The organism is Sporomusaceae bacterium ACPt, from assembly GCA_041428575.1.
GTDB lineage: Bacteria > Bacillota > Negativicutes > Sporomusales > Sporomusaceae > Sporomusa_D > Sporomusa_D carbonis.
Genome location: CP155570.1, coordinates 3,519,441 through 3,538,841 on the forward strand (window position 1 = coordinate 3,519,441; position 19,401 = coordinate 3,538,841).

General features: G+C 49.9%; 18 protein-coding genes. All 18 read right to left on the reverse strand.

Features of this window, described 5'->3' with window-relative positions; genetic code table 11:
- Window positions 1-12: 12 nt before the first annotated feature.
- The 18 genes from SCACP_RS18110 to ilvD all read right to left on the reverse strand — a co-directional run bounded on the left by SCACP_RS18110 (window position 13) and on the right by ilvD (window position 19,395).
- A complete protein-coding gene (locus tag SCACP_RS18110; RefSeq protein ID WP_425058900.1) occupies window positions 13-1,368 on the reverse strand; it encodes a PLP-dependent cysteine synthase family protein in 1,356 nt (451 codons plus the stop codon).
- A 22-nt stretch (window positions 1,369-1,390) separates the two neighbouring features.
- Window positions 1,391-2,650, reverse strand: a complete 1,260-nt coding sequence (thrC, locus tag SCACP_RS18115) for a threonine synthase (protein WP_425058901.1) — start codon at window positions 2,648-2,650, stop codon at window positions 1,391-1,393.
- 43 nt (window positions 2,651-2,693) lie between these two features.
- The gene (locus tag SCACP_RS18120) at window positions 2,694-3,776 is read right to left on the reverse strand and encodes a 4Fe-4S binding protein (protein ID WP_425058902.1); all 1,083 of its coding nucleotides are present in this window, start codon (window positions 3,774-3,776) and stop codon (window positions 2,694-2,696) included.
- A gap of 196 nt (window positions 3,777-3,972) precedes the next feature.
- Window positions 3,973-4,584 carry a helix-turn-helix domain-containing protein gene (locus SCACP_RS18125; RefSeq protein ID WP_425058903.1) on the reverse strand — a complete coding sequence of 204 codons (612 nt, stop codon included), beginning with the start codon at window positions 4,582-4,584 and terminating at the stop codon, window positions 3,973-3,975.
- 11 nt (window positions 4,585-4,595) lie between these two features.
- Window positions 4,596-5,924, reverse strand: coding sequence for a putative aminohydrolase SsnA (gene ssnA / locus SCACP_RS18130; protein ID WP_425058904.1), 1,329 nt, complete (start codon window positions 5,922-5,924; stop codon window positions 4,596-4,598).
- Window positions 5,925-6,144: 220 nt separating this feature from the next.
- Complete coding sequence (locus SCACP_RS18135; protein WP_425058905.1) at window positions 6,145-6,507, reverse strand: hypothetical protein; 363 nt, start codon at window positions 6,505-6,507, stop codon at window positions 6,145-6,147.
- Window positions 6,504-7,289 (reverse strand): short-chain-enoyl-CoA hydratase, encoded by a 786-nt coding sequence (locus SCACP_RS18140; protein ID WP_425058906.1) that lies wholly within the window; start codon window positions 7,287-7,289, stop codon window positions 6,504-6,506. Before SCACP_RS18140 ends, SCACP_RS18135 begins: the two co-directional genes overlap by 4 nt.
- Before the next feature lie 33 nt (window positions 7,290-7,322).
- On the reverse strand, window positions 7,323-8,180 hold the full coding sequence (locus tag SCACP_RS18145; RefSeq protein WP_425058907.1) for a 3-hydroxybutyryl-CoA dehydrogenase: 858 nt from the start codon (window positions 8,178-8,180) through the stop codon (window positions 7,323-7,325).
- 115 nt (window positions 8,181-8,295) lie between these two features.
- A complete protein-coding gene (locus SCACP_RS18150) occupies window positions 8,296-9,477 on the reverse strand; it encodes an acetyl-CoA C-acetyltransferase (protein WP_425058908.1) in 1,182 nt (393 codons plus the stop codon).
- A gap of 82 nt (window positions 9,478-9,559) precedes the next feature.
- Window positions 9,560-9,856: a NifU family protein gene (locus SCACP_RS18155; RefSeq protein WP_425058909.1), complete on the reverse strand. Its 297-nt coding sequence runs from the start codon at window positions 9,854-9,856 to the stop codon at window positions 9,560-9,562.
- A 2-nt stretch (window positions 9,857-9,858) separates the two neighbouring features.
- Entirely contained in the window at window positions 9,859-11,313 is a 1,455-nt protein-coding gene (locus SCACP_RS18160; protein ID WP_425058910.1) for a 4-hydroxyphenylacetate 3-hydroxylase family protein, read from the reverse strand.
- 129 nt (window positions 11,314-11,442) lie between these two features.
- Window positions 11,443-11,859, reverse strand: coding sequence for a MaoC family dehydratase (locus tag SCACP_RS18165; RefSeq protein ID WP_425058911.1), 417 nt, complete (start codon window positions 11,857-11,859; stop codon window positions 11,443-11,445).
- Window positions 11,860-11,881: 22 nt separating this feature from the next.
- Window positions 11,882-13,084, reverse strand: coding sequence for an FAD-binding protein (locus SCACP_RS18170; protein ID WP_425058912.1), 1,203 nt, complete (start codon window positions 13,082-13,084; stop codon window positions 11,882-11,884).
- 14 nt (window positions 13,085-13,098) lie between these two features.
- Entirely contained in the window at window positions 13,099-13,884 is a 786-nt protein-coding gene (locus tag SCACP_RS18175; protein WP_425058913.1) for an electron transfer flavoprotein subunit beta/FixA family protein, read from the reverse strand.
- A gap of 39 nt (window positions 13,885-13,923) precedes the next feature.
- Window positions 13,924-15,063 (reverse strand): acyl-CoA dehydrogenase, encoded by a 1,140-nt coding sequence (locus SCACP_RS18180; RefSeq protein ID WP_425058914.1) that lies wholly within the window; start codon window positions 15,061-15,063, stop codon window positions 13,924-13,926.
- A gap of 38 nt (window positions 15,064-15,101) precedes the next feature.
- On the reverse strand, window positions 15,102-15,692 hold the full coding sequence (locus SCACP_RS18185) for an indolepyruvate oxidoreductase subunit beta (RefSeq protein ID WP_425058915.1): 591 nt from the start codon (window positions 15,690-15,692) through the stop codon (window positions 15,102-15,104).
- Window positions 15,689-17,506: a thiamine pyrophosphate-dependent enzyme gene (locus tag SCACP_RS18190; RefSeq protein WP_425058916.1), complete on the reverse strand. Its 1,818-nt coding sequence runs from the start codon at window positions 17,504-17,506 to the stop codon at window positions 15,689-15,691. The genes SCACP_RS18185 and SCACP_RS18190 overlap by 4 nt, the downstream gene beginning before the upstream one ends.
- A gap of 170 nt (window positions 17,507-17,676) precedes the next feature.
- A complete protein-coding gene (ilvD, locus tag SCACP_RS18195) occupies window positions 17,677-19,395 on the reverse strand; it encodes a dihydroxy-acid dehydratase (protein WP_425058917.1) in 1,719 nt (572 codons plus the stop codon).
- Window positions 19,396-19,401: the final 6 nt, after the last annotated feature.

The following is a 19,401-nucleotide window of genomic DNA, read 5'->3' on the forward strand; positions in this document are numbered from 1 at the left end:
CTTTGCGTCAAATTACCTGAGTGCGCAGATCTTTTCGTTATACTGGCGCACTTTGGCATATTGTTCGTCCCAGAAGGCCTGTTCCCGCATACTGTCAAGGAATTGTTTGGTATAACCGAACCTGAGCCAGTCATTTTCCTTTTGAACAAACAGCCTTTCCTTGGCCGCAGCTTTGCGGACATCATAAACATGAGCATCGGTTGCTCCCAGGAATATATCATTGGCCCAGCGGTCAAGCACAAACGGCGCCGTTTCCAGATACCGCCCGTTCAGTTCATCCAATACCGACTGATACCGGTCAAAACCGTCAGTGGCTATGGTTACAACATTGTCTCCCGGCCCCAGGCGCAGGAATTTAGCCAGTTTGATGGCGCCAAGGATGTTGCAGATGCCGGAAGGTCCGAAACATTCCCGCAAGCCTAAGGCAAAATCACGGTCTACCCCCAGCTTAACCAGCGATTCTACGCCGTCATGGAATATTTTGAGGCCCTGGATGGTTTCTTCATCTTTAATAAGAATAATAAAATCTGTTGTCAGCACATTATGAATCAGCGTACACATTTTGTCGCCAATACCTTCGATCCGGTGCTGACCGCGGCCGCCGTTGGCCAAGGTCGAGCATTCATAAGGTTCCAGTGCTGCAATCTTGGCTTCCGGAAATACCGCCTTAATCTGATCACCGGCCGCGATGGTGCCTGCTGAACCGGGCGCCGAGGTAAAACCGGCAATACGCCCGTTGCCGATGCCCTTTACTGCCTGTATCGCGCTATTACCGGTTACATGCCGGTGAAACCGATAGTTCGGAAAGAGTTCGAACTGAGCCAAAGCCTTGTTTTTAGGGTTTTTCATCATTTCATGGGTCCGTTCCAGCGTTAAAATGACGTCAGACTCGGATCCGGGAGTAAGTTCCAGTTCCCCGCCGTATTTGCGAATACGTTCATAGCGTTCTTTGCTCATGTTGTCAGGCATAATGACAATGGCCCGGAACCCGAGCAGCTTGGATATGTAAGCAGTACCAATACCGAAGTTGCCGGTGGACGGCCCCAGAATGGTATGTTCGCCTGGCACAATCTCCCCGTCGACCAAGCCTTCAATTAATGTGCTGTACGCCGGTCCCACCTTATGTGAACCGGAGGGAAACCCGCAGCCGAGCAGCACAACAACATTCGCGTCAATGCCGGTCAACGCCGGTGGCAGCACGACTTTGCGCACCTCACCGGCTTCGTTTTTCCAGGTAATGTTAAATAAATTTATTGGGTCAAGCTCGTTTTCTGTCAGAGCTGTTAAGGCTTTAGCCCTTATGCCGCTATCGACCATACTGGGGTCAAGCATTTCATCATAGGTAGGTCCAAACGGAATTTTTGCCATTATTAGTTTCCTCCCTTATATATCAACACTTGCCACTTGCCGCTACCGCTTGCCGTACTTCCCTGATGTCCGGTTGTACGCTAACGGGCTGCCCTGCGGCGCAAATGGCATTTTGGATGTCTTTTAAACCGTTGCCGGTAACAATGATAGCTACACTTTCGTCAGGCCGGATCATGCCGGCAGCTACCGCCTGCCGAACTCCGGCCACCCCGGCGGCACCAGCCGGCTCGCCAAATACGCCGGTTTTCCGGGCTAGGGTGGTTATCGAGCGCAGAATGTCGTTATCCGATACAGCCACAAACGCACCGCCTGACTCAGTCACACCTTTCATGCCTTTGCAGAAGTTGCGGGGATGACCGACGGCGATAGAATCGGCCAAAGTGTTGGCCTCGCCGGGTACCAGGCAAGTGTTTTCCTGCCAGGCTGTTACGAAAGGCTTACAGCCTTCAGCCTGCACACCCAGCACTTTCGGCAGGCGCGGAATAAATCCCAGGCGGTGCATTTCCCATAAACCTTTCCATACGCCGCCAATAGTGCAGCCGTCACCCACCGCTACAACCACCCAATCAGGAAAACTGCCTGGCGTAAGGGTCATAAACTGTTCGGCCAGTTCTAACGAGACTGTCTTTTTGCCTTCAATTAAATAAGGATTAATGGCGCAATTACGGTTATACCAGCCGAATTCGGCACTGGCCTGCATGCACAGTTCCCAGGCCTGATCATAAGTCCCCTGCACCGAAAAAACCTGGGCGCCATAAACCAGCAACTGGGCTACTTTGGCCGCCGGTGCCCGCCCGGGTACAAAAATAGTTGCCGGTAAACCGGCCGCCGCGGCAAAACCGGCCAGCGAAGAAGCGGCGTTACCGGTGGAAGCGCACGTGATCCTGGGGGCCTTTTGTTCTAAGGCTTTGACTACCCCCACCGCACTGGCCCGGTCTTTGAACGACGCGGTAGGATTGCGCCCTTCATCCTTGACCCAGCAGCGGGCAACGCCCAATTCCCCGGCCAGTCCGGGGGCTTCGTACAGCGGTGTCCAGCCGACTTGCAAGTGCGGAATAAGGCCAGGGTTATTAATGGGCAGCAGCGGCAAATACCGCCACATCGAATACTTGGTGCTGCGCGCCAGCGACTCGGGGTTTAACTCCCGGCGAACGGTATCATAGTCGTAGATGACATCCAGAATACCGTCATGGTAGCCGCAAACCTCACAATAATATGTAACCTGCTCAGGTGTATATTCACGCCCGCAGTGTACACACTTGAGGCTTGTGATATAGGTCATTCCTCTATCCCCCTTATGAGTAAGCCTGTTAATTTCCGGGAAATTACGCCAGCTTCAAGGCTTTATGTTTACAGCGACTGACACATAAACCACAGCCAAAACAACGTTCCTGATCAATTTTCAGTGTTTCGGCCCGCGAAATAGCACCATAGGCGCAGCTGATTTCACACAACCCGCACAAAGTGCATTTTTCCGGATCAAGTACCGGTTTGGGGATTGCGGTATAGGCTGTTTTTTCTGCCATTTTGCGATGGGTCAGTCCTCTGATTTCTTCTACTGAACTGTAGCCATGGCTATCCAAAAACTCGTTTAATTCCCGTACAATTTTTCCGTAAATATCGGGACCTTTCAGAATGGCTTCAGTACAAACCTGTACAGCCGAGGCACCGGCCATAACCATTTCGGCCACATCCCGGCCACAGGTAATTCCCCCGACCCCGATAATAGGAATTTTGACAACACGGGCGGCATCATAAATACAACGGATGGCCACCGGTTTGACGGCGGCTCCGGATAACCAGCCATACCCCTGCTTGCTGCCCATGACCGGCAACCCGGTTTCCACATCAATACCCAGACAAGGGCCGACCGAGTTAATCATGACCAGCCCGTCAGCGCCTGCTGCTTCGACTGCCTGGGCAATATCCTGAATATTGGGATGCGGACTCATTTTCATGAACACCGGCACATCCACAGCAGCTTTTGCGGCCTTTAGCGCCTCAATAATCGGCGAAATATCATTGCCTATGTAATGGGTGGAAAGTTCGAGCGCATCGGCGTACGGTTTTACCAGCGGCGCCAATTCCCGAATCTGTCCGGCCGTATAACCCAGGCCGACAATCAGTGGCAAGCCGGTGGCTTTTGCCAGCGGGTATTCAGTTTGCAGCCACTGCTCCTTGGGCAGCTCAGACCAAAGTTCGGTATTAAGAAAGCCGCCTTTGATTTCGGCCATACACGGCCGCGGAACATCGGCCGGTTGAACGGACACCGTTTTCGTCACCAGGGCGCCGGCCCCGCCTTTAGCCGCTGCCTGGCACATGACCCCGTCTTTCGTCGGCGGTCCGGCAGCCGGCATAACCGGATTTATAAAGTTAATTCCACAAATAGTTACGCTTAACTTAGCCATTTAATTCCCCCCATTACATAGTGCCGATATTAGAAAAAGCTCTAAAGAAAGAATGCATATTCTATCCTTAGAGCCCCCTTGCTCAAATTCTCATTATGAGACACTACAGTTAAAAAAATATAGGTTTCCGCTAAATTAAGTATATCTTATTATGAGAAAGTTGTCTACAGAATCTAACAAAGGAAATTAACTATCTTCATGAAATCTCGTATTCCTTAAGCTTTCGATATAAAGTGGCACGGCTGATCCCCAGCATTTTGGCCGCCTTCTCCTTGCTTCCCACATTGCCGGAAACTTCCGCCAGCGCTTTGACAATGGCCTCTTTTTCCAAATGACTCAAATTAAGCGGGGGAACGGCAGTTCCTCCAGGCATAGCAGGTACAGGCAGATTGCCGGCAATTAATTCTGCCATTTTAACGATAAACTGCAGCATCCAGTCGCTATCATCAAGTAAACGCTTTGTTTGTACCGGATCAAAGCTAATCAAACCAATAACCCCCACCGGCTTTCCTTGCAGCAAAATAGGTGAGGCCATTTCGGCATTTTCAAAACAATTGCCCCGTTTGGGGCATGGCTGACAAAGTTCATGATACCCCGGGTTCTCAATAACGACTGTGCTGCCGGTTTGCAACACATGCTGATAGACAAACCCGTCAAGCATTATCTGTCCGCATTGATCCCGGTATTGGCCGGTACCGGCAATTCTGACAAGATTGCTGTCGGCAATTTCTACTTCAATTTTTAAGACTTCGGCAATGGCATCTGCCGTTTTTTGTACTGTATCACGTATATCTTGTAAAGCTGTCATCCATTTACACCTCAAAAACGCTGCCAAACTTTTACCGCCAATTCTCTGGCTTTAGCCATTATTGCTTCTTCATCAAGATCAACTAATTTTCCTTCAGCCATAACCACCCGCCCGTTAATAATTGTTGTATCGACCGCGCGGCCGGAAATGCCAAAGAGAATATGACTGTTGATATTTGCGGCCCCCAACGGCGTTGGCGGATTATAATCGACAACAATGACATCCGCATAGGCGCCTGAGACTATTTTCCCTAACGGGCGCGCAAAGTGCCTGGCGCTAATAGTGCTGTTATGGTCAAAGAGCATGGCTGCCGCTTCCGCCCAGCCAACACTGGGGTTTTGCTGATGATGTTTATGAAGAATATTTGCTACCTTGAACGATTCAAACATATCGCAGGTATAGCCATCAGTACCCAAACCGACTGTTACGCCTCCGGCCAGCATGTCTAACACCGGAGCGCAACCCACGGCATTACCCATATTAGATTCAGGATTATGGACTACACTGGTCTGGCTGGTTTTTAACAACGCCAATTCCTGGTCACTGACATGTACGCAATGAGCGGCAATCGTTTTGTTTCCCATTATACCAAAACTATGCAACCGTTCAACCACCCGTTTACCATACTTATGTTGGCAATCCTCCACATCTTCCGGAGCTTCTGCTACATGAACATGAAAACCTGTAGCCAAACCCTCAGCGGCTGCCGCACATTTCCGGAGTGTTTCATCGCTCAACGTAAACGACGCGTGCAGCCCGAATAGGCCCTTAACCATACTGTCGTTTCTCTGATTACAGTACTTAATGAAAGCGGTATTTTCCTCAATACCCTGTTCGGTAACCGTCACTCCGTCACGGTCGGACACTTCATAGCACAAACAGCTGCGCACGCCGGCCTTCATTGCAGCCTCAGCAATAGAAAATAGACTGTCGCGTACTGCCCCGGGGCTGGCATGATGATCAAAAATTGTCGTTGTCCCATTTTTAATACAATCAATTAGCGGCGCCATTGCGCTATAATAAATGTCATCCGGAGTGAGCGCCTTATCCAGGCGCCACCAGAGCCGCTCCAGAATTTCAAGAAAATTCCCCGGCGCAGCGTCCTTTAGCGCCAAACCACGGGCAAAGGTACTGTACAAATGCATGTGCGTATTGATAAGGCCTGGCATAATCACCTTGTTCCGGGCGTCAATAAACCGGCCGCCGGGAAATTTACGCCGCATAGCGGCAGTAGTACCCACCTCTGCCACAAGATTATCCTCAATAACAACACAGCCATCTTCAAAATAAGGTTGGCGGCTGTCTCTGGTAATTAACCGTCCGTTACCAATTAACAACATCGGCCTCATCTCCCCGTTTACCAAAATATTAACATTAATGTCTTTGCTTGTCCAGGGATGGTTCTTGCTTGCCAGAATACAAAAACGCTTCTAAAAACTCACCTCACTCTATTTACCTGCAATACTCTTTTATAGTTTAAACTTAAACCCCTGAAAGCAAACTGACTTTCAGGGGTTATTCTTTCATACCCGGATGATTAAAATGCGATTTTTCTATGCCTCATTTTGTAGATGTCTCCGGTCGTTCGATATAACTTATTGTCTTTGCCGCAATGTATGCAGCCAATTCTCCGGTTCCTACGGTTATACCATCCACAGTATCGGCGCGTACTATTAGGGAAGGAATATTGCTGCCGCCGTCGCTGTAGCGATAGGCGCAGTCGGCCGGACAACCGCTCAGATAAATAATTACATCAGCAGCATCTGTATTATAAACAACGTCTACACCGCGCGCAGTCAGAAATTCACGAATTTGCCCGGCAATTTGCCCCCGGTCAATACGCGGATTGCAGCCGCCGCAAAATCTGATGCTGACCCGCTTGCCGGCCAGAGGCGACCTGTTTTGTTCCCCCGGCCGGTTCATTTACCTGTAAAACCGGCTTTGCGTTTTTCAACAAAGGCAGTCATTCCTTCTTTTTGATCGGCAGTGGCGAAACACAAGCCAAACACTTCGGCTTCATAGGCCAGCCCAACAGGAAGCGGCGAATCCAGGCCTTTATTCACTGCGGCCTTGCACATCTGCACGGCAATCGGGGCGCGCGCCATGATCTTTTCAGCCATGGCCCTGGCTGAAGTCATAAGTTCTTCACCCGTAGTCACCTTATTGACTAACCCGATGCGATAGGCTTCTGCCGCATCAATAATGTCGCCGGTAAACAGAAGCTCTTGGGCCCGCCCTTTGCCCACCAGGCGCGGCAACCGTTGCGTACCGCCAAATCCAGGCGGAATACCCAGTGATACTTCCGGCTGACCGAATTTAGCCGTATTGGCGGCGATCCGGATGTCGCAAGCCATAGCCAACTCACAGCCGCCACCCAGGGCAAAACCGTTAACAGCGGCAATGACAGGCTGGGGCAGGTTTTCTATTTTACTGAAGACAGCCTGGCCGAACCGGCCGAACTCGCGGCCCTCGATAGCCGAAAACGACTGCATTTCCGTAATATCGGCCCCGGCGACAAAAGCCTTTTCGCCACTGCCGGTGATAATAACTACCTTAACTGCCGTATTACCGGAGATCTGATCGAGCAATTGATCCAATTCATGTAACGTAGCCTGATTCAGAGCATTAAGCGCTTTAGGACGGTTTATGGTGATAATCCCAATTGCGCCGTCCTGCTGGTATATAAGATTGGCTGCTTCACTCATGGCAAAAATATCCCCCTTATGTATTTTTAGTTGCTATTTGGAATAATCATAGAATCCCCGGCCGGACTTGCGGCCAAGATATCCGGCCTGAACCATCTTTCTCAGTAACGGACATGGGCGGTATTTAGGGTCGCCGAATCCTTCAAAAAGTACTTCCATAATGGCAAGGACGGTGTCATTGCCGATTAGGTCGGAGAGCGCCAGCGGCCCCATAGGATGATTAAAACCAAGCTTAGCCACAGTGTCAATGTCTTCCGCGCTAGCCACCCCTTCCATAAGCGTATAAACCGCTTCGTTGATCATGAGCATCATGATGCGGTTGCCCACAAAACCGGGAAAATCAGTCACTTTGACAGGAGTTTTCCCAACCTGTTCGGTCAGGCCCTTAATAGCGGCAAACGTCTCTTCACTTGTAGCCAGTCCGTTAATAATCTCAACCAGCTTCATCACCGGAGCGGGGTTAAAGAAATGCATGCCAATAAATTTATCCGGCCGGCCTGTCAGCGCCGCCAACGATGTTATGGGCAGAGAAGACGTGTTACTGGCAAATATCGTATGCCCCGGGCAGAGTTTATCCAGGCTCTGGAATATTTCCCGCTTGATATTAATATTTTCCACAGCCGCCTCGATCACAAGGTCAACATCGCAAACAGCCGCGGTCAATTCGACAGTGCCGGTTACTCTCGCCAGTATCGCGTTCTTTTCCTCAACCGTTAGTTTGCCTTTGTCAACACTCTTAGTTAAATTTTTTTCCATGCCGGCAATGCCTTTTTGTACATATTCCTCTTTAATATCCCGAATCATCACTTCCAGACCGCTTTGGGCCATAACCTGAGCAATCCCGGCGCCCATCTGACCGGCGCCGATAACCAACACTTTTTTGAAATCCATGAATCATACAACCTCCTGGGATATTTAGTCACTACTTAGCAACAGGCTAAGATAGCCTGCTGGCTGTTTCACCTCACATTGGTGAAACAGCCAGCAAAAATGGGGTAAAGCTTACCTACATTTGTTCAACAATGGTGGCAATCCCTTGACCGCCGCCGATACAAAGAGTTGCCAAACCCCGTTTGGCGTTTTGCTTTTTCATGGCATGCAGCAAGGTTACCAGAATCCGGGCGCCGCTGGCGCCTATGGGGTGGCCGAGAGCGATGGCGCCGCCATGAATGTTTACTTTCTCTTTCGGAAGCCCGAGTTCCTTCCCCACCGCCAGGAACTGAGCGGCAAAGGCTTCATTGGCTTCAAACAGGTCGATATCGGCTATCGATAAGCCGGCTTTGGCCAGTGCCTTACGGACTGCCGGTACCGGGCCCATGCCCATAATGGCTGGATCGACACCGCCCGAACCGTAACCCACAATCCGCGCCAATGGTTTTAGACCAAGCTGTTTTGCCTTATCCAGCGACATGACTACTAATGCCGCCGCCCCGTCATTAATGCCTGAAGCATTGCCGGCGGTTACTGTCCCGTCTTTTTTGAAGGCGGTTTTAAGATTGCGCAACGCTTCTAAAGTAGTCCCCGGTTTGGGATATTCGTCAGTGTCAAATACCACCTCACCTTTTTTTCCCTTAATGGTGACAGGCACAATTTCCTCTTTAAAAGCTCCGGCAGCAATGGCTCTGGCCGCTTTCTCCTGGGATTCAAACGCCAGTTGGTCCTGTTCCTCGCGGGTTATGCCGTACTTAGCGGCGACATTCTCGGCAGTAATCCCCATATGATAGTCATGAAACGCGCACCACAAACCATCGGTAATCATGCTGTCAATCACTTTGGCGTTACCCATCCGGTATCCCCACCGCGCCTTACTTTCCAGGAGATACGGAGCATTGCTCATACTCTCGGTCCCACCCACCACAAGGACATCGGCGTCTTGGGTCATAATTGCCTGGGTAGCCAGGTTGACGGCTTTCAAACCTGAGCCGCAAACCTTGTTAATAGTATAAGCAGGTACCTCGACAGGAATTCCCGCTTTGACTGCCGCCTGCCGGGCAGTATTCTGTCCCAAACCGGCCTGCAATACATTCCCCATAATCACTTCGTCAACTGCGTCCCCGGCTATGCCGGCCCGTTCCAGGGCGGCTTTAATAACAATGCTGCCTAATTCAGGGGCTGACAGAGAAGACAGGGAACCGTTAAAGCTCCCGATCGCGGTCCGCACCGCGCTTACAATCACAACTTCCCGCATAATAACACCTCATTCAATAGATACTGCAATCTGGAGTTCTTAGTTTTGCTTTGACAGGGTTTTGCTGTTGTTTAAAGCCCTGTCAGCGGCGATCTTTGCGTATCAGCTTCAACGCAAAATCAATCAATTCCTCGCTCGCCTCATATACGGGAACTACGCCTTTCATCTCCGGATACACTTCCCGCAAGGCTGCTTCCACAACTTCTGTTAAGGTTTGCTGAGCGCCCGGACATGAGCTGCAGGCGCCGATCAGTCTAACTTTTACAAAACCGTCTTGGGTAATTTCGAGCAGTTTAATGTCGCCGTGGTGACTGTTCAGTACAGGGCGCACCTTTGATGCCAGAACCTCATCAATTTTGTTATAAATTGTATCTGTCATGTTTATTTACTGGGAATACCGGCAATCGCTTTAGCCAATTCTTTCTTTTGTTCCAGGTTGCCCTGACGGGCAATTACGATGCGTTGCGCCTGCGGCGACCCGGCGCCGTGCATGGACTCGGTCCGGTAACCCACGGCTGCTGTTCCCAGCGTGAGATTCTCAATCAGCCGTAATACCCGCATACGGTACTCGGTCGGAATAGAGGCAACGCCCCGGAGATATTTTTCCACAACTTTGCCGATTTCCGGATGGCGCAAGTCCTTTTCGGAAGGCATGGTTACCATCAAACCGCCGGCAAGATCTTCTGCCAGCCGGGCAATCTCGTACGGAAAACGGGTAACATTCTGTTTGCAGACATTGGCCAGCAATAAGTCAATTAAATAAGTGCCGGAAGCCGTCCGGCACCCTTCGGCCGAACAGGCGATACCACAGCAATAGAGCGTTTCATTTAAATGAATCATTTCAATCAGTTTATCCTTAACATGGGAAGCTTTGCTGACACCGCTGTATTCGGTGGCCAACGCTACAGCCCCAATTAAAACGTCACCCACTCCGACTTTACAGCCGCCATAGCTTTGGCGGTGGTAGCCGGCAAAACGTTCTACCAGCATACCGCTGAATTCATATTCACCGCACATGAATACGTTTTCCCAGGGAATAAAGACATTGTCAAACACCATGAGCGCTTCGTGTCCGCCAAACTGGCTGTTGCCGACATCAATGGTGCTGCCCTCCAGCTTGCGGGTATCGCAGGACTGACGTCCATAGATATAGAAGATGCCTTCGGCATCTGCCGGTGTTGCAAAGGATATGGCGTAATCGGCATCCTCTTTGCTCATGGAAATTGTCGGCATAACCAAAATCCAGTGGGAGTTAACGGCGCCGGTCTGGTGGGCTTTGGCGCCGCTCACGACAATACCGTCAGCGCGTTTTTCCACAATATGCACATACAGGTCAGGGTCGGCCTGTTTACTGGGAGACAATGAACGGTCTCCCTTAGGATCGGTCATCGCACCGTCAACCGTCCAGTCTTCTTCCTGAACCCGGGTAAGAAAGTGAATAAACCGGTCATGATAATTTGTCCCTAACTTTTTGTCCATTTCAAAAGTCACACTGTCAACAGCGTTCATAGCATCCATGCCTACACAGCGTTGGAAGCAAGCTGCCGTCTTTTGACCAAGCAAGCGCTGCATCTTAACTTTCTTAACCAAATCGTCCGTACTCTGGTGCAAATGAGTAAACCGGTTAACTTTTTTACCGGTAAGATGGGAAGTGGCAGTCATAAGTTCTTCGTATTGCGGGTCCATAGCCAGCGTATAGGTCATTTTCACGGAATTCATCGAAGGCCTGATAATCGGATGATCCACAGGATTTGTTACCAGTTCTCCTTGTAGATAGACCTTGAAATTCATGTGGCGTAAACTTTCCTCATACTGTTCCGGAGTCTTTAACGGCATAATTTTACCCTCCCAATTTTCATAAATCAGTTCTATAGTAAACTTTTCTCGTCGATATTGTCTAGTTGAAAAAAAAGGTCCTTATTCATGTACAATAAGGACCCCTGAAGTAAATCAATTCTTCGCCGTCTACTTTTTCAGCATAGTGGCCTTACCATCGACAACCACTACCCCGTCTTGGTTGGTTACTGTGGTCCGCAGGATAACCCGGTGTTTTGCTTCGATGAGTTCAATGACTTCCACAGTTGCCGTAACGGTATCACCAATTTTAACGGGAGCCTTGAAACTGAGTTCCTGGCCCATGTAAATGGAATTGGCGCCTGGCAGCGCGGTACCGATCACTGCGGAAATAAAGCCCGCAGATAACATACCATGAGCGATTCTTTCTTTAAACATGGTAGTTTTAGCAAACTCGGCATCAATGTGGACCGGGTTAAAATCCCCGGTTACCCCGGCAAAGGTATATACGTCATACTCAGTAACCGTTTTCGTCATGCTGGCTTTGTCACCGATTTTTAAGTCGGCAAACTTAATATCTTGTACCATTGGCACCCACCCCTATCGCACATTAGCCTGCGTTATTTTTAATTTTCTTGAATTCTTCCGTTAATACCGGCAGCACCTCAAGTACATCACCCACGATGCCATAGTCCGCCACCTTGAAAATCGGGGCATCCGGGTCTTTGTTAATGGCAATGACAACATCAGACGACGACATACCTGCCAGATGCTGAATGGCCCCGGAAATGCCGCAGGCAAAGTAAATTTTCGGTCCTACCGTTTTACCCGTCTGTCCTACCTGATGAAGAGCCGGTTTCCACCCGGCATCTACAGCAGCCCGTGAGGCACCGACCGCTCCGCCAAGAACCTGAGCCAGTTCTTCGATAAGCGCGAAATTTTCCGGGCTGCACATGCCCCTGCCACCGGAAACAATGATATCGGCTTCTTCCAGATTGCAGGAGGCAGTGCATACTTTAATTAACTCAACAAATTTTGTCCGGATGTCGGCCGGTTTGACCTGGCTCTCTACGCGGACAATCTGTCCCGTGCGGCTGAAGTCCTGTTCCGGACGCTTAAATACTTTGGGACGAACGGTGCCCATTTGCGGACGATGATCAGGACAGAGAATGGTAGCCATAATATTGCCGCCAAAGGCCGGCCGGGTCCAGGCAACAAGACCGGTTTGCTCATCAATGCCTAAGTTTGTGCAGTCGGCAGTCAGACCGGTACCCACCCGGCAAGCCACCCGGGGACCCAGATCCCGTCCGTCATTAGTAGCCCCCATCAGGATTACCGATGGTTTATATTTGTTAATCAAATCAGTCATGGCAATGGTATAGGCATCGGTAGTATAGTGCTTATACTCCGGACCTTCCACCAGATATACTTTATCGGCGCCGCTGGCAAACGCCTCTTTGGCCAAAGCTTCAATCCCGTCGCCGATGAGTACGGCCGCCAGTTCCTGCCCCATAGCGTCAGCCAGTTTACGGCCTTCACCCAAGAGTTCATGACCTACGCCGCGGGCTTGGCCGTCAAATACTTCCATATATACCCATACGCCTTTATAAAGAGCGGTATCTACTACTGCTGTTGCCTCACCGGTGTCATCACGGACGATGGCGCCGGCCGGACAAGCATCGATACAGGCGCCGCAGGCGGTACAAGCGTCGGTAATACGGGCTTTATCATTGTCCATTACAATTGCGCCAAACGGGCAGGTGGCGACACAAGCGCCACAGCCCATACATTCACTGGTTATATTTACTGCCATATGTTTCCCCCCTGTCACACAATCTTAGCTTCAGTTAGTTTTTCGATAAGCGCAGCAACTGCTTCCCTGGCGGTGTCTTTCTGAATGATTTCCCCCTGGGTACGCTGCTTAGGGGTAAAAATACGGCGGACCTGGGTCGGCGAACCCTTAAGGCCCAGTTTTTCCGGTTCAACAGCAAGATCATTAACCGTCCAAACCGGTATTTGCTTACGATTCGCCTTCATCGTGCCTTTTACGGTCGGATAACGTGGTTCATTGATGGATTTTACTACCGTAACCACAAGCGGCAATTGCGCCTCAATGATCTCATAGCCTTCCTCATGCTCACGTTCTACCCGGACCTTACCGGCTTCGATTTCGATTTTAGAAACATAGGTTACTTGCGGCAGGTTAAGATGTTCGGCGATTTCCGGTCCTACCTGAGCTGTATCTCCATCGATAGCCTGTTTGCCGCAAATAATCAAATCTACCTGCCCCAGTTTACGGATAGCGGCAGCCAGCGTATAGCTGGTGGCAAGTGTGTCGGCGCCGCCGAAGGCGCGGTCACTGACCAGGAACGCCTCATCCGCGCCCATGGCCAGGCATTCTTTCAGGGCATCTTTGGCCTGCGGCGGGCCCATGCTGATGACAGTGACCTTGCCGCCGTGCTTTTCCTTGAGTTGCAATGCAGCCTCTACCGCATTTTTGTCAAACGGGTTGACAATACTGGGTACGCCTTGGCGGATCAGAGTATTTGTCTGGGGATCAATCTTAACTTCAGTAGTATCAGGCACCTGTTTGACACAGACGACTATTTCCATTTCCTATCCTCCAAAAATCAAATATGGGACTGGATATTGCTACCGCAAGAGAGCGCCGGAAATAACCATGCGCTGAACCTGATTGGTTCCTTCGTAAATCTGAGTAATCTTAGCATTGCGCATCAGGCGTTCCACGGGGTATTCGCGCGAATAACCATAGCCGCCGAAAATTTGTACGGCGTCGGTAGTCACTGCCATTGCGACATCTGACGCATACATTTTGGCCATGGCCGCTTCTTTGGAATGCGGTAAGCCCTTATCTTTAAGGTAAGCGGCACGATAAGTAAGCAAGCGGGCGGCATCGATTTTAGTCGCCATATCAGCCAGCATAAAAGCGATAGCTTGGTTACTGGCAATCGGCTTGCCAAATTGTACCCGTTCCTTGGAATATTTAACCGCATGATCAAGCGCTGCTTGGGCAATGCCAAGAGCCTGCGCCGCAACCCCGATCCGGCCGCCGTCCAAAGTGCTCATGGCAATTTTGAAGCCTTCGCCTTCTTTGCCAAGCAGATTTTCTTTAGGAACTTTGACATCCTGGAAGATGAGTTCCATCGTCTGGGACGTACGGATACCCATTTTGTGTTCTTTTTTACCAAACGTAAAGCCAGGCATACCTTTTTCCAAAATGAAGGCTGAGATGCCTTTTACACCTTTGGATTTGTCGGTCATGGCAAAGACAACATACGTCTCGGCATCGCCGCCATTGGTAATAAAAATCTTACTACCGTTAAGCACATAGTGGTCACCATTCAATACGGCTACCGTCTGTTGCGAAGCGGCATCTGTGCCGGCATTCGGTTCAGTCAGGCCGAAAGCGCCCAGTTTTGTTCCTTCTGCCAGCGGCACCAGGTATTTTTGTTTTTGTTCTTCAGTGCCATATTGATAAATCGGCCAGGCGCACAATGATACCGATGCCGAATAGCCGGCTGCTACGGCGTCATCGACCCTGGCAAGTTCTTCACTTGCCAGGATATAACTCACATAATCGCCACCAGAGCCACCATACTGTTCCGGGAAGAAAATACCGGTCAAACCCAGTTCACCAAGAGCGTCGTAAAATCCCCGGCAGTATTCTTCTTTTTCATCCCGTTCCGCGACACTTGGCGCAATTTCTTTTTCAGCATATTCACGGACCATTTTTACTACCATTTTTTGTTCTTCGGTAAGCTCAAACTGCACACATATCCCCTCCTGTTCTCATCGCTTTAACTTGAAGTTTAGGCCTTAATCATCGTACGGCCGCAGTTGAATGCCTTGATATTGCCTTCATGGAATTTGGGTTTAACCATGCTAAGCAGCTTATTAAGTATGGTGTCGGCAGGCAGAATGTCGCTGATGGCCGTAAAAGCTCCCAGCATGATAACATTAGTATTTAATACGTTGCCAAGATCTTTGGCGGCCTGGGTAGCATTAATGAAATGCCCGCTGATGCCTTTTTCCTGAATAGCAGCCAGCATTTGCTCCTGGGACGGATACTCGTCAACTTTAAGATTGGACAAAATGGTCGGCACCGGCGCCGTATTGATAATGTATGTGCCATTTTTGCTCAGCATGTTAATATAGCGCAGCGCCTCAAGCGGTTCAAACCCCAGCAGGATATCGGCCTGGCCCTGGGGAACCAGCGGTGAGTAAATCTCACCGTCAGCAATACGCACATGGGACAATACAGAACCACCACGTTGAGCGGCACCTTTTGTTTCGGTATTTACAACATTGTAACCGGCATCCATGGCGCATTTGGCAATAACCTGCGAGGCTAAAATATTACCTTGTCCGCCAACACCGGCAATGACTAAATCAAATTTCACTTGAGGGCCCCCCTTTTGCATACTGATATACAAACTCCGCAACCGTTGCAGCTGCTGGTATCAATTGTTGCTTTTTTATCAACAATCGTAATCGCCGGGCAACCGAAAGTACGTACACAGATACTGCAGCCATTACATACTTCCTGGTCAACAGTTACTGTCCGCGGAGTATAAGAAATTTTGCCTTCCCGGCCAAATTTGAGATAACATAATGCTTCAGCGACAACTACTTTTACGCCTTCCTGCGCGGTAGCTTCGGTAATAACCTTGATGGTTTCTTCCACGTTATATGGATTACACCGGAACACTTTAGCGCCCATAGCGGCAGCCACTACACCGGGATCCATAGGTTTCAGCCCTTCCTGGGTCAGGTTGTTGGAACTTCCCGGATGCGGTTGGAAACCGGTCATGGCGGTAGTGGAATTGTAGCCGATAATAACGGTAACATCAGCTTTATTGAAAATGGCGCTGGCCAAACCTGTCAACCCGTTGTGGAAGAAGGTTGAGTCCCCAATTAACGCATAGGTCGGTTTATCAAAGCCGGCGGCTTTAATGCCGTAAGCCATAGGAATGGAGGAACCCATACAGTAGATGGTGGCTTGCAGCTTCATCGGTTCAAAAGTGCCGGCATCATGGCAGCCGATATCGCCGGTGACTACGCCGCCGTTTTTCTTGACAACTTCTTTGAGGGCAGTCAATAAGCCGCGGTGACTGCAACCGGTGCACTGAGTTCTGGTACGGGCCGGAATATACTTGTTTTCGCCGTCCGGATAAGGTTTGCCTGCCAAAACGTTCTCAATGGCCGTAAGAACGAAACCTGCAGACAGTTCCCCTTCTTTGGGCAGATAAGTATCCCTGCCGAGAATTTCTAAAGCAATATTATTTTCAAAGCACAGTTCTTTGATTAAATTTTCGACAACCGGCTCGACTTCTTCAAAAACAACTACCTTCTTTAAGCCCTTGACAAAGTCAAGCACTTTTTTCTCAGGCAACGGCAAAGTGGAAAGTTTTAGGATAGGCAGCTTTTTGCCAAATATCTGCTCAGCCTCTTTGAGGAAAGCATAACCGATACCGCAACCGATGAAACCGACTTCACCTTCGCCGGCTTCCGCCCAGTTGAACGGAGATTCTTCCATGATCGCCTTGAGCTCAACCTGTTTTTCATTGAGCCAGCGATGCCGCATTTTCGGACGCAATTCGCCACCCAGTTCTTTTTCAACAACGGCCGACATAACATAACGGCTGCGGTCAATGACAAAATCGGCTTTTCTTGTCTCAGGTTTAGCCTCATCATCATAAGTAACCATACCACCGGCATGATTGATACGCATAACCGGTCTGAGGGCAAATAACACTTCGGTTTTTTCCGATAGTTCAAAAGCGGCTTTAGTCATCTCGTATGCTTCTTGAACACTTGATGGGTCAAATACCGGCACATGGGCATAGTTGTGAATCAGGATCCTGGTATCCTCTTCGCACTGGGAGGAAAGTCCACCGGGATCGTCAGCCGAGATAAGCACAAGGCCTGCCTTTACCCCTGTAAAATTAATGTGCATGAGAAAGTCAGCAGCAGCATTGGTACCGTTATGTTTCATAACAGCCATGGAACGTTGATTGGTAAGTGAACCGGCCGCAGCCACCTCAAAGGCATGTTTTTCGTTGGTAGACCATTCGGCATACACACCTGGATTGCTTGCGCAGTGATCGACAATTTCCGTTGCCGGAGTGCCGGGATACCCTGCGACTACTTTAACTCCGGACTCCACTGCGCCCCGGGCGATTGCCTCGTTGCCCAGCATAAACTGTTTTTGCATCTTTTTGCCTCCCCCAATTCTTTTAGTAGAGCATTTTTGTGATAGTGATATTATTAAATAAAGGCGCCGGCAATTGCTTGATAAGCAGTCCGGAATTCACCCTTTTAACTTAAACCCGCCTTTTCCCGGCGGGCGTGCTGCCACGCTGCCGGGAAAAGACAAAACCAGAATTATTTCATATAAGCGCCGGCCATAGCTGACACAGCGTTTTCGGTGTATTTCTTCAATATACCCTTTCTCGGTTTACGTTCAGGCAACTGCCATTTTTCTTTTCTGTCAGCAAGTATTTTGGTAATTTCTTCAGGTGTTTTCTTTTCACCGGCCACACCAATAATATTTAACTTGCGGCCTGGTATGTCGATTTCAATGAGATCATTATCTTCGACTAACGCAATGGGGCCCCCTTCAACAGCTTCCGGGGAAACATGGCCAACACAGGGGCCACGGCTGGCTCCCGAGAAACGCCCGTCAGTTACCAAGGCAACCGTGCCATTTAAAGTTTCATCAAATACAATAGCGTCAGTGGTCATAAACATTTCCGGCATACCTGAACCTTTGGGCCCTTCATAACGGATAAACACGATATCGCCTGGTTTTATCTTGCCGGTAATAATGGCTTTCTGGGCATCTTCCTCGCTGTTAAAGACAGCTGCCGGTCCAATATGGTGGTGCATGGAAGGAACCACGGCCGAATATTTGATTACCGCACCGTCCGGCGCAATATTTCCTTTCAGAATGGCAATGGAACCGTATTGTTTGGCCTTTGCGACCGGTCTAAGTATTTCTTCCGCCGGCACGTTATAGGTTTTTAAATGGTCACGGCAACGGTCAAAGAATCCTTCCTCGTGCAGTTGTTCCAGGTTTTCCCCTAGCGTGCGGCCTGTTACTGTCATAACATCCAAATTCAAATAATCCTTAATATACCATTGAACCATAGGAATACCGCCGGCAAACCAGAGCAATTCGGTTACATACTTGCCGCTTGGCTGTACATTGGTCAGATAAGGAATTTCCCGGCTGTATTTATCAAACATTCCCGGGTCAATCTCGATTCCCAATTCATGGGCAATGGCCGGTAAGTGGATCAAGGCATTGGTGCTGCCGCCGATAGCAGCGTGGACCTTTATGGCATTCTCAAACGCCTCTTTTGTGAGTATCTTTGACGCTGTAATCCCTTGCTCGGCCAGTCGCAGGACTTGTCTGCCCGCACGCCGGGCGGTACGGCGGATTTCGGCAAAAGTTGACGGCATCAGGGCATTTCCTGGAAGCGCCATTCCCAGCGCTTCCGACATACATTGCATGGTGCTGGCAGTTCCCATAAACTGACAGGCGCCACAGGACGGACAGCCGGTAAGTTTATAGTTACGCATCTCCGCCTTGGTAACTTGGCCTTTTTTCGATTTAGCCGACAACGGACCGGCTAAACCGGAAGTGCCTGTATCAGGACCAATCCGCATCGAGCCGCCGGGAATATGAATGGTAGGGATATCCATACGGGCCGCGGCGATAAGATGAGCAGGACCGGCTTTGTCACAGCTCGAGATGAGGATCATCCCGTCCCAGGGAATAACCGAGGCGTGTATTTCCACCATATCGGCAATGGCTTCCCGTGACGCCAAAATATAGTTCATGCCGTCATGGCCCTGGCCCCAGCCGTCACAAATATCGGTTACATGATGTTTTGCCGGTTTACCGCCGCTTTCGTAAACGCCGATAGCAGCTTCTTCACTAAGCACATCCAGGTGAAAACTGCCGGGATGGCTTTCCCCGAATACATCATCAATCAAAATATGAGGTTTTTCGATATCCTCTTCCGACCAGTTCATCCCCATGCGCAGGGCATCTACCTGAGCCCAAAGATTGCGGGCGTCTTGACATTTCTGTTTCATGATTTT

Excerpts from the sequence above, each read along its gene's own strand:
- SCACP_RS18110 (WP_425058900.1), bottom strand. The coding sequence starts at position 1,368 with ATGGCAAAAATTCCGTTTGGACCTACCTATGATGAAATGCTTGACCCC.
- thrC (WP_425058901.1), bottom strand. The coding sequence starts at position 2,650 with ATGACCTATATCACAAGCCTCAAGTGTGTACACTGCGGGCGTGAATAT.
- SCACP_RS18120 (WP_425058902.1), bottom strand. The coding sequence starts at position 3,776 with ATGGCTAAGTTAAGCGTAACTATTTGTGGAATTAACTTTATAAATCCG.
- SCACP_RS18125 (WP_425058903.1), bottom strand. The coding sequence starts at position 4,584 with ATGACAGCTTTACAAGATATACGTGATACAGTACAAAAAACGGCAGAT.
- ssnA (WP_425058904.1), bottom strand. The coding sequence starts at position 5,924 with ATGTTGTTAATTGGTAACGGACGGTTAATTACCAGAGACAGCCGCCAA.
- SCACP_RS18135 (WP_425058905.1), bottom strand. The coding sequence starts at position 6,507 with ATGAACCGGCCGGGGGAACAAAACAGGTCGCCTCTGGCCGGCAAGCGG.
- SCACP_RS18140 (WP_425058906.1), bottom strand. The coding sequence starts at position 7,289 with ATGAGTGAAGCAGCCAATCTTATATACCAGCAGGACGGCGCAATTGGG.
- SCACP_RS18145 (WP_425058907.1), bottom strand. The coding sequence starts at position 8,180 with ATGGATTTCAAAAAAGTGTTGGTTATCGGCGCCGGTCAGATGGGCGCC.
- SCACP_RS18150 (WP_425058908.1), bottom strand. The coding sequence starts at position 9,477 with ATGCGGGAAGTTGTGATTGTAAGCGCGGTGCGGACCGCGATCGGGAGC.
- SCACP_RS18155 (WP_425058909.1), bottom strand. The coding sequence starts at position 9,856 with ATGACAGATACAATTTATAACAAAATTGATGAGGTTCTGGCATCAAAG.
- SCACP_RS18160 (WP_425058910.1), bottom strand. The coding sequence starts at position 11,313 with ATGCCGTTAAAGACTCCGGAACAGTATGAGGAAAGTTTACGCCACATG.
- SCACP_RS18165 (WP_425058911.1), bottom strand. The coding sequence starts at position 11,859 with ATGGTACAAGATATTAAGTTTGCCGACTTAAAAATCGGTGACAAAGCC.
- SCACP_RS18170 (WP_425058912.1), bottom strand. The coding sequence starts at position 13,084 with ATGGCAGTAAATATAACCAGTGAATGTATGGGCTGTGGCGCTTGTGTC.
- SCACP_RS18175 (WP_425058913.1), bottom strand. The coding sequence starts at position 13,884 with ATGGAAATAGTCGTCTGTGTCAAACAGGTGCCTGATACTACTGAAGTT.
- SCACP_RS18190 (WP_425058916.1), bottom strand. The coding sequence starts at position 17,506 with ATGCAAAAACAGTTTATGCTGGGCAACGAGGCAATCGCCCGGGGCGCA.
- ilvD (WP_425058917.1), bottom strand. The coding sequence starts at position 19,395 with ATGAAACAGAAATGTCAAGACGCCCGCAATCTTTGGGCTCAGGTAGAT.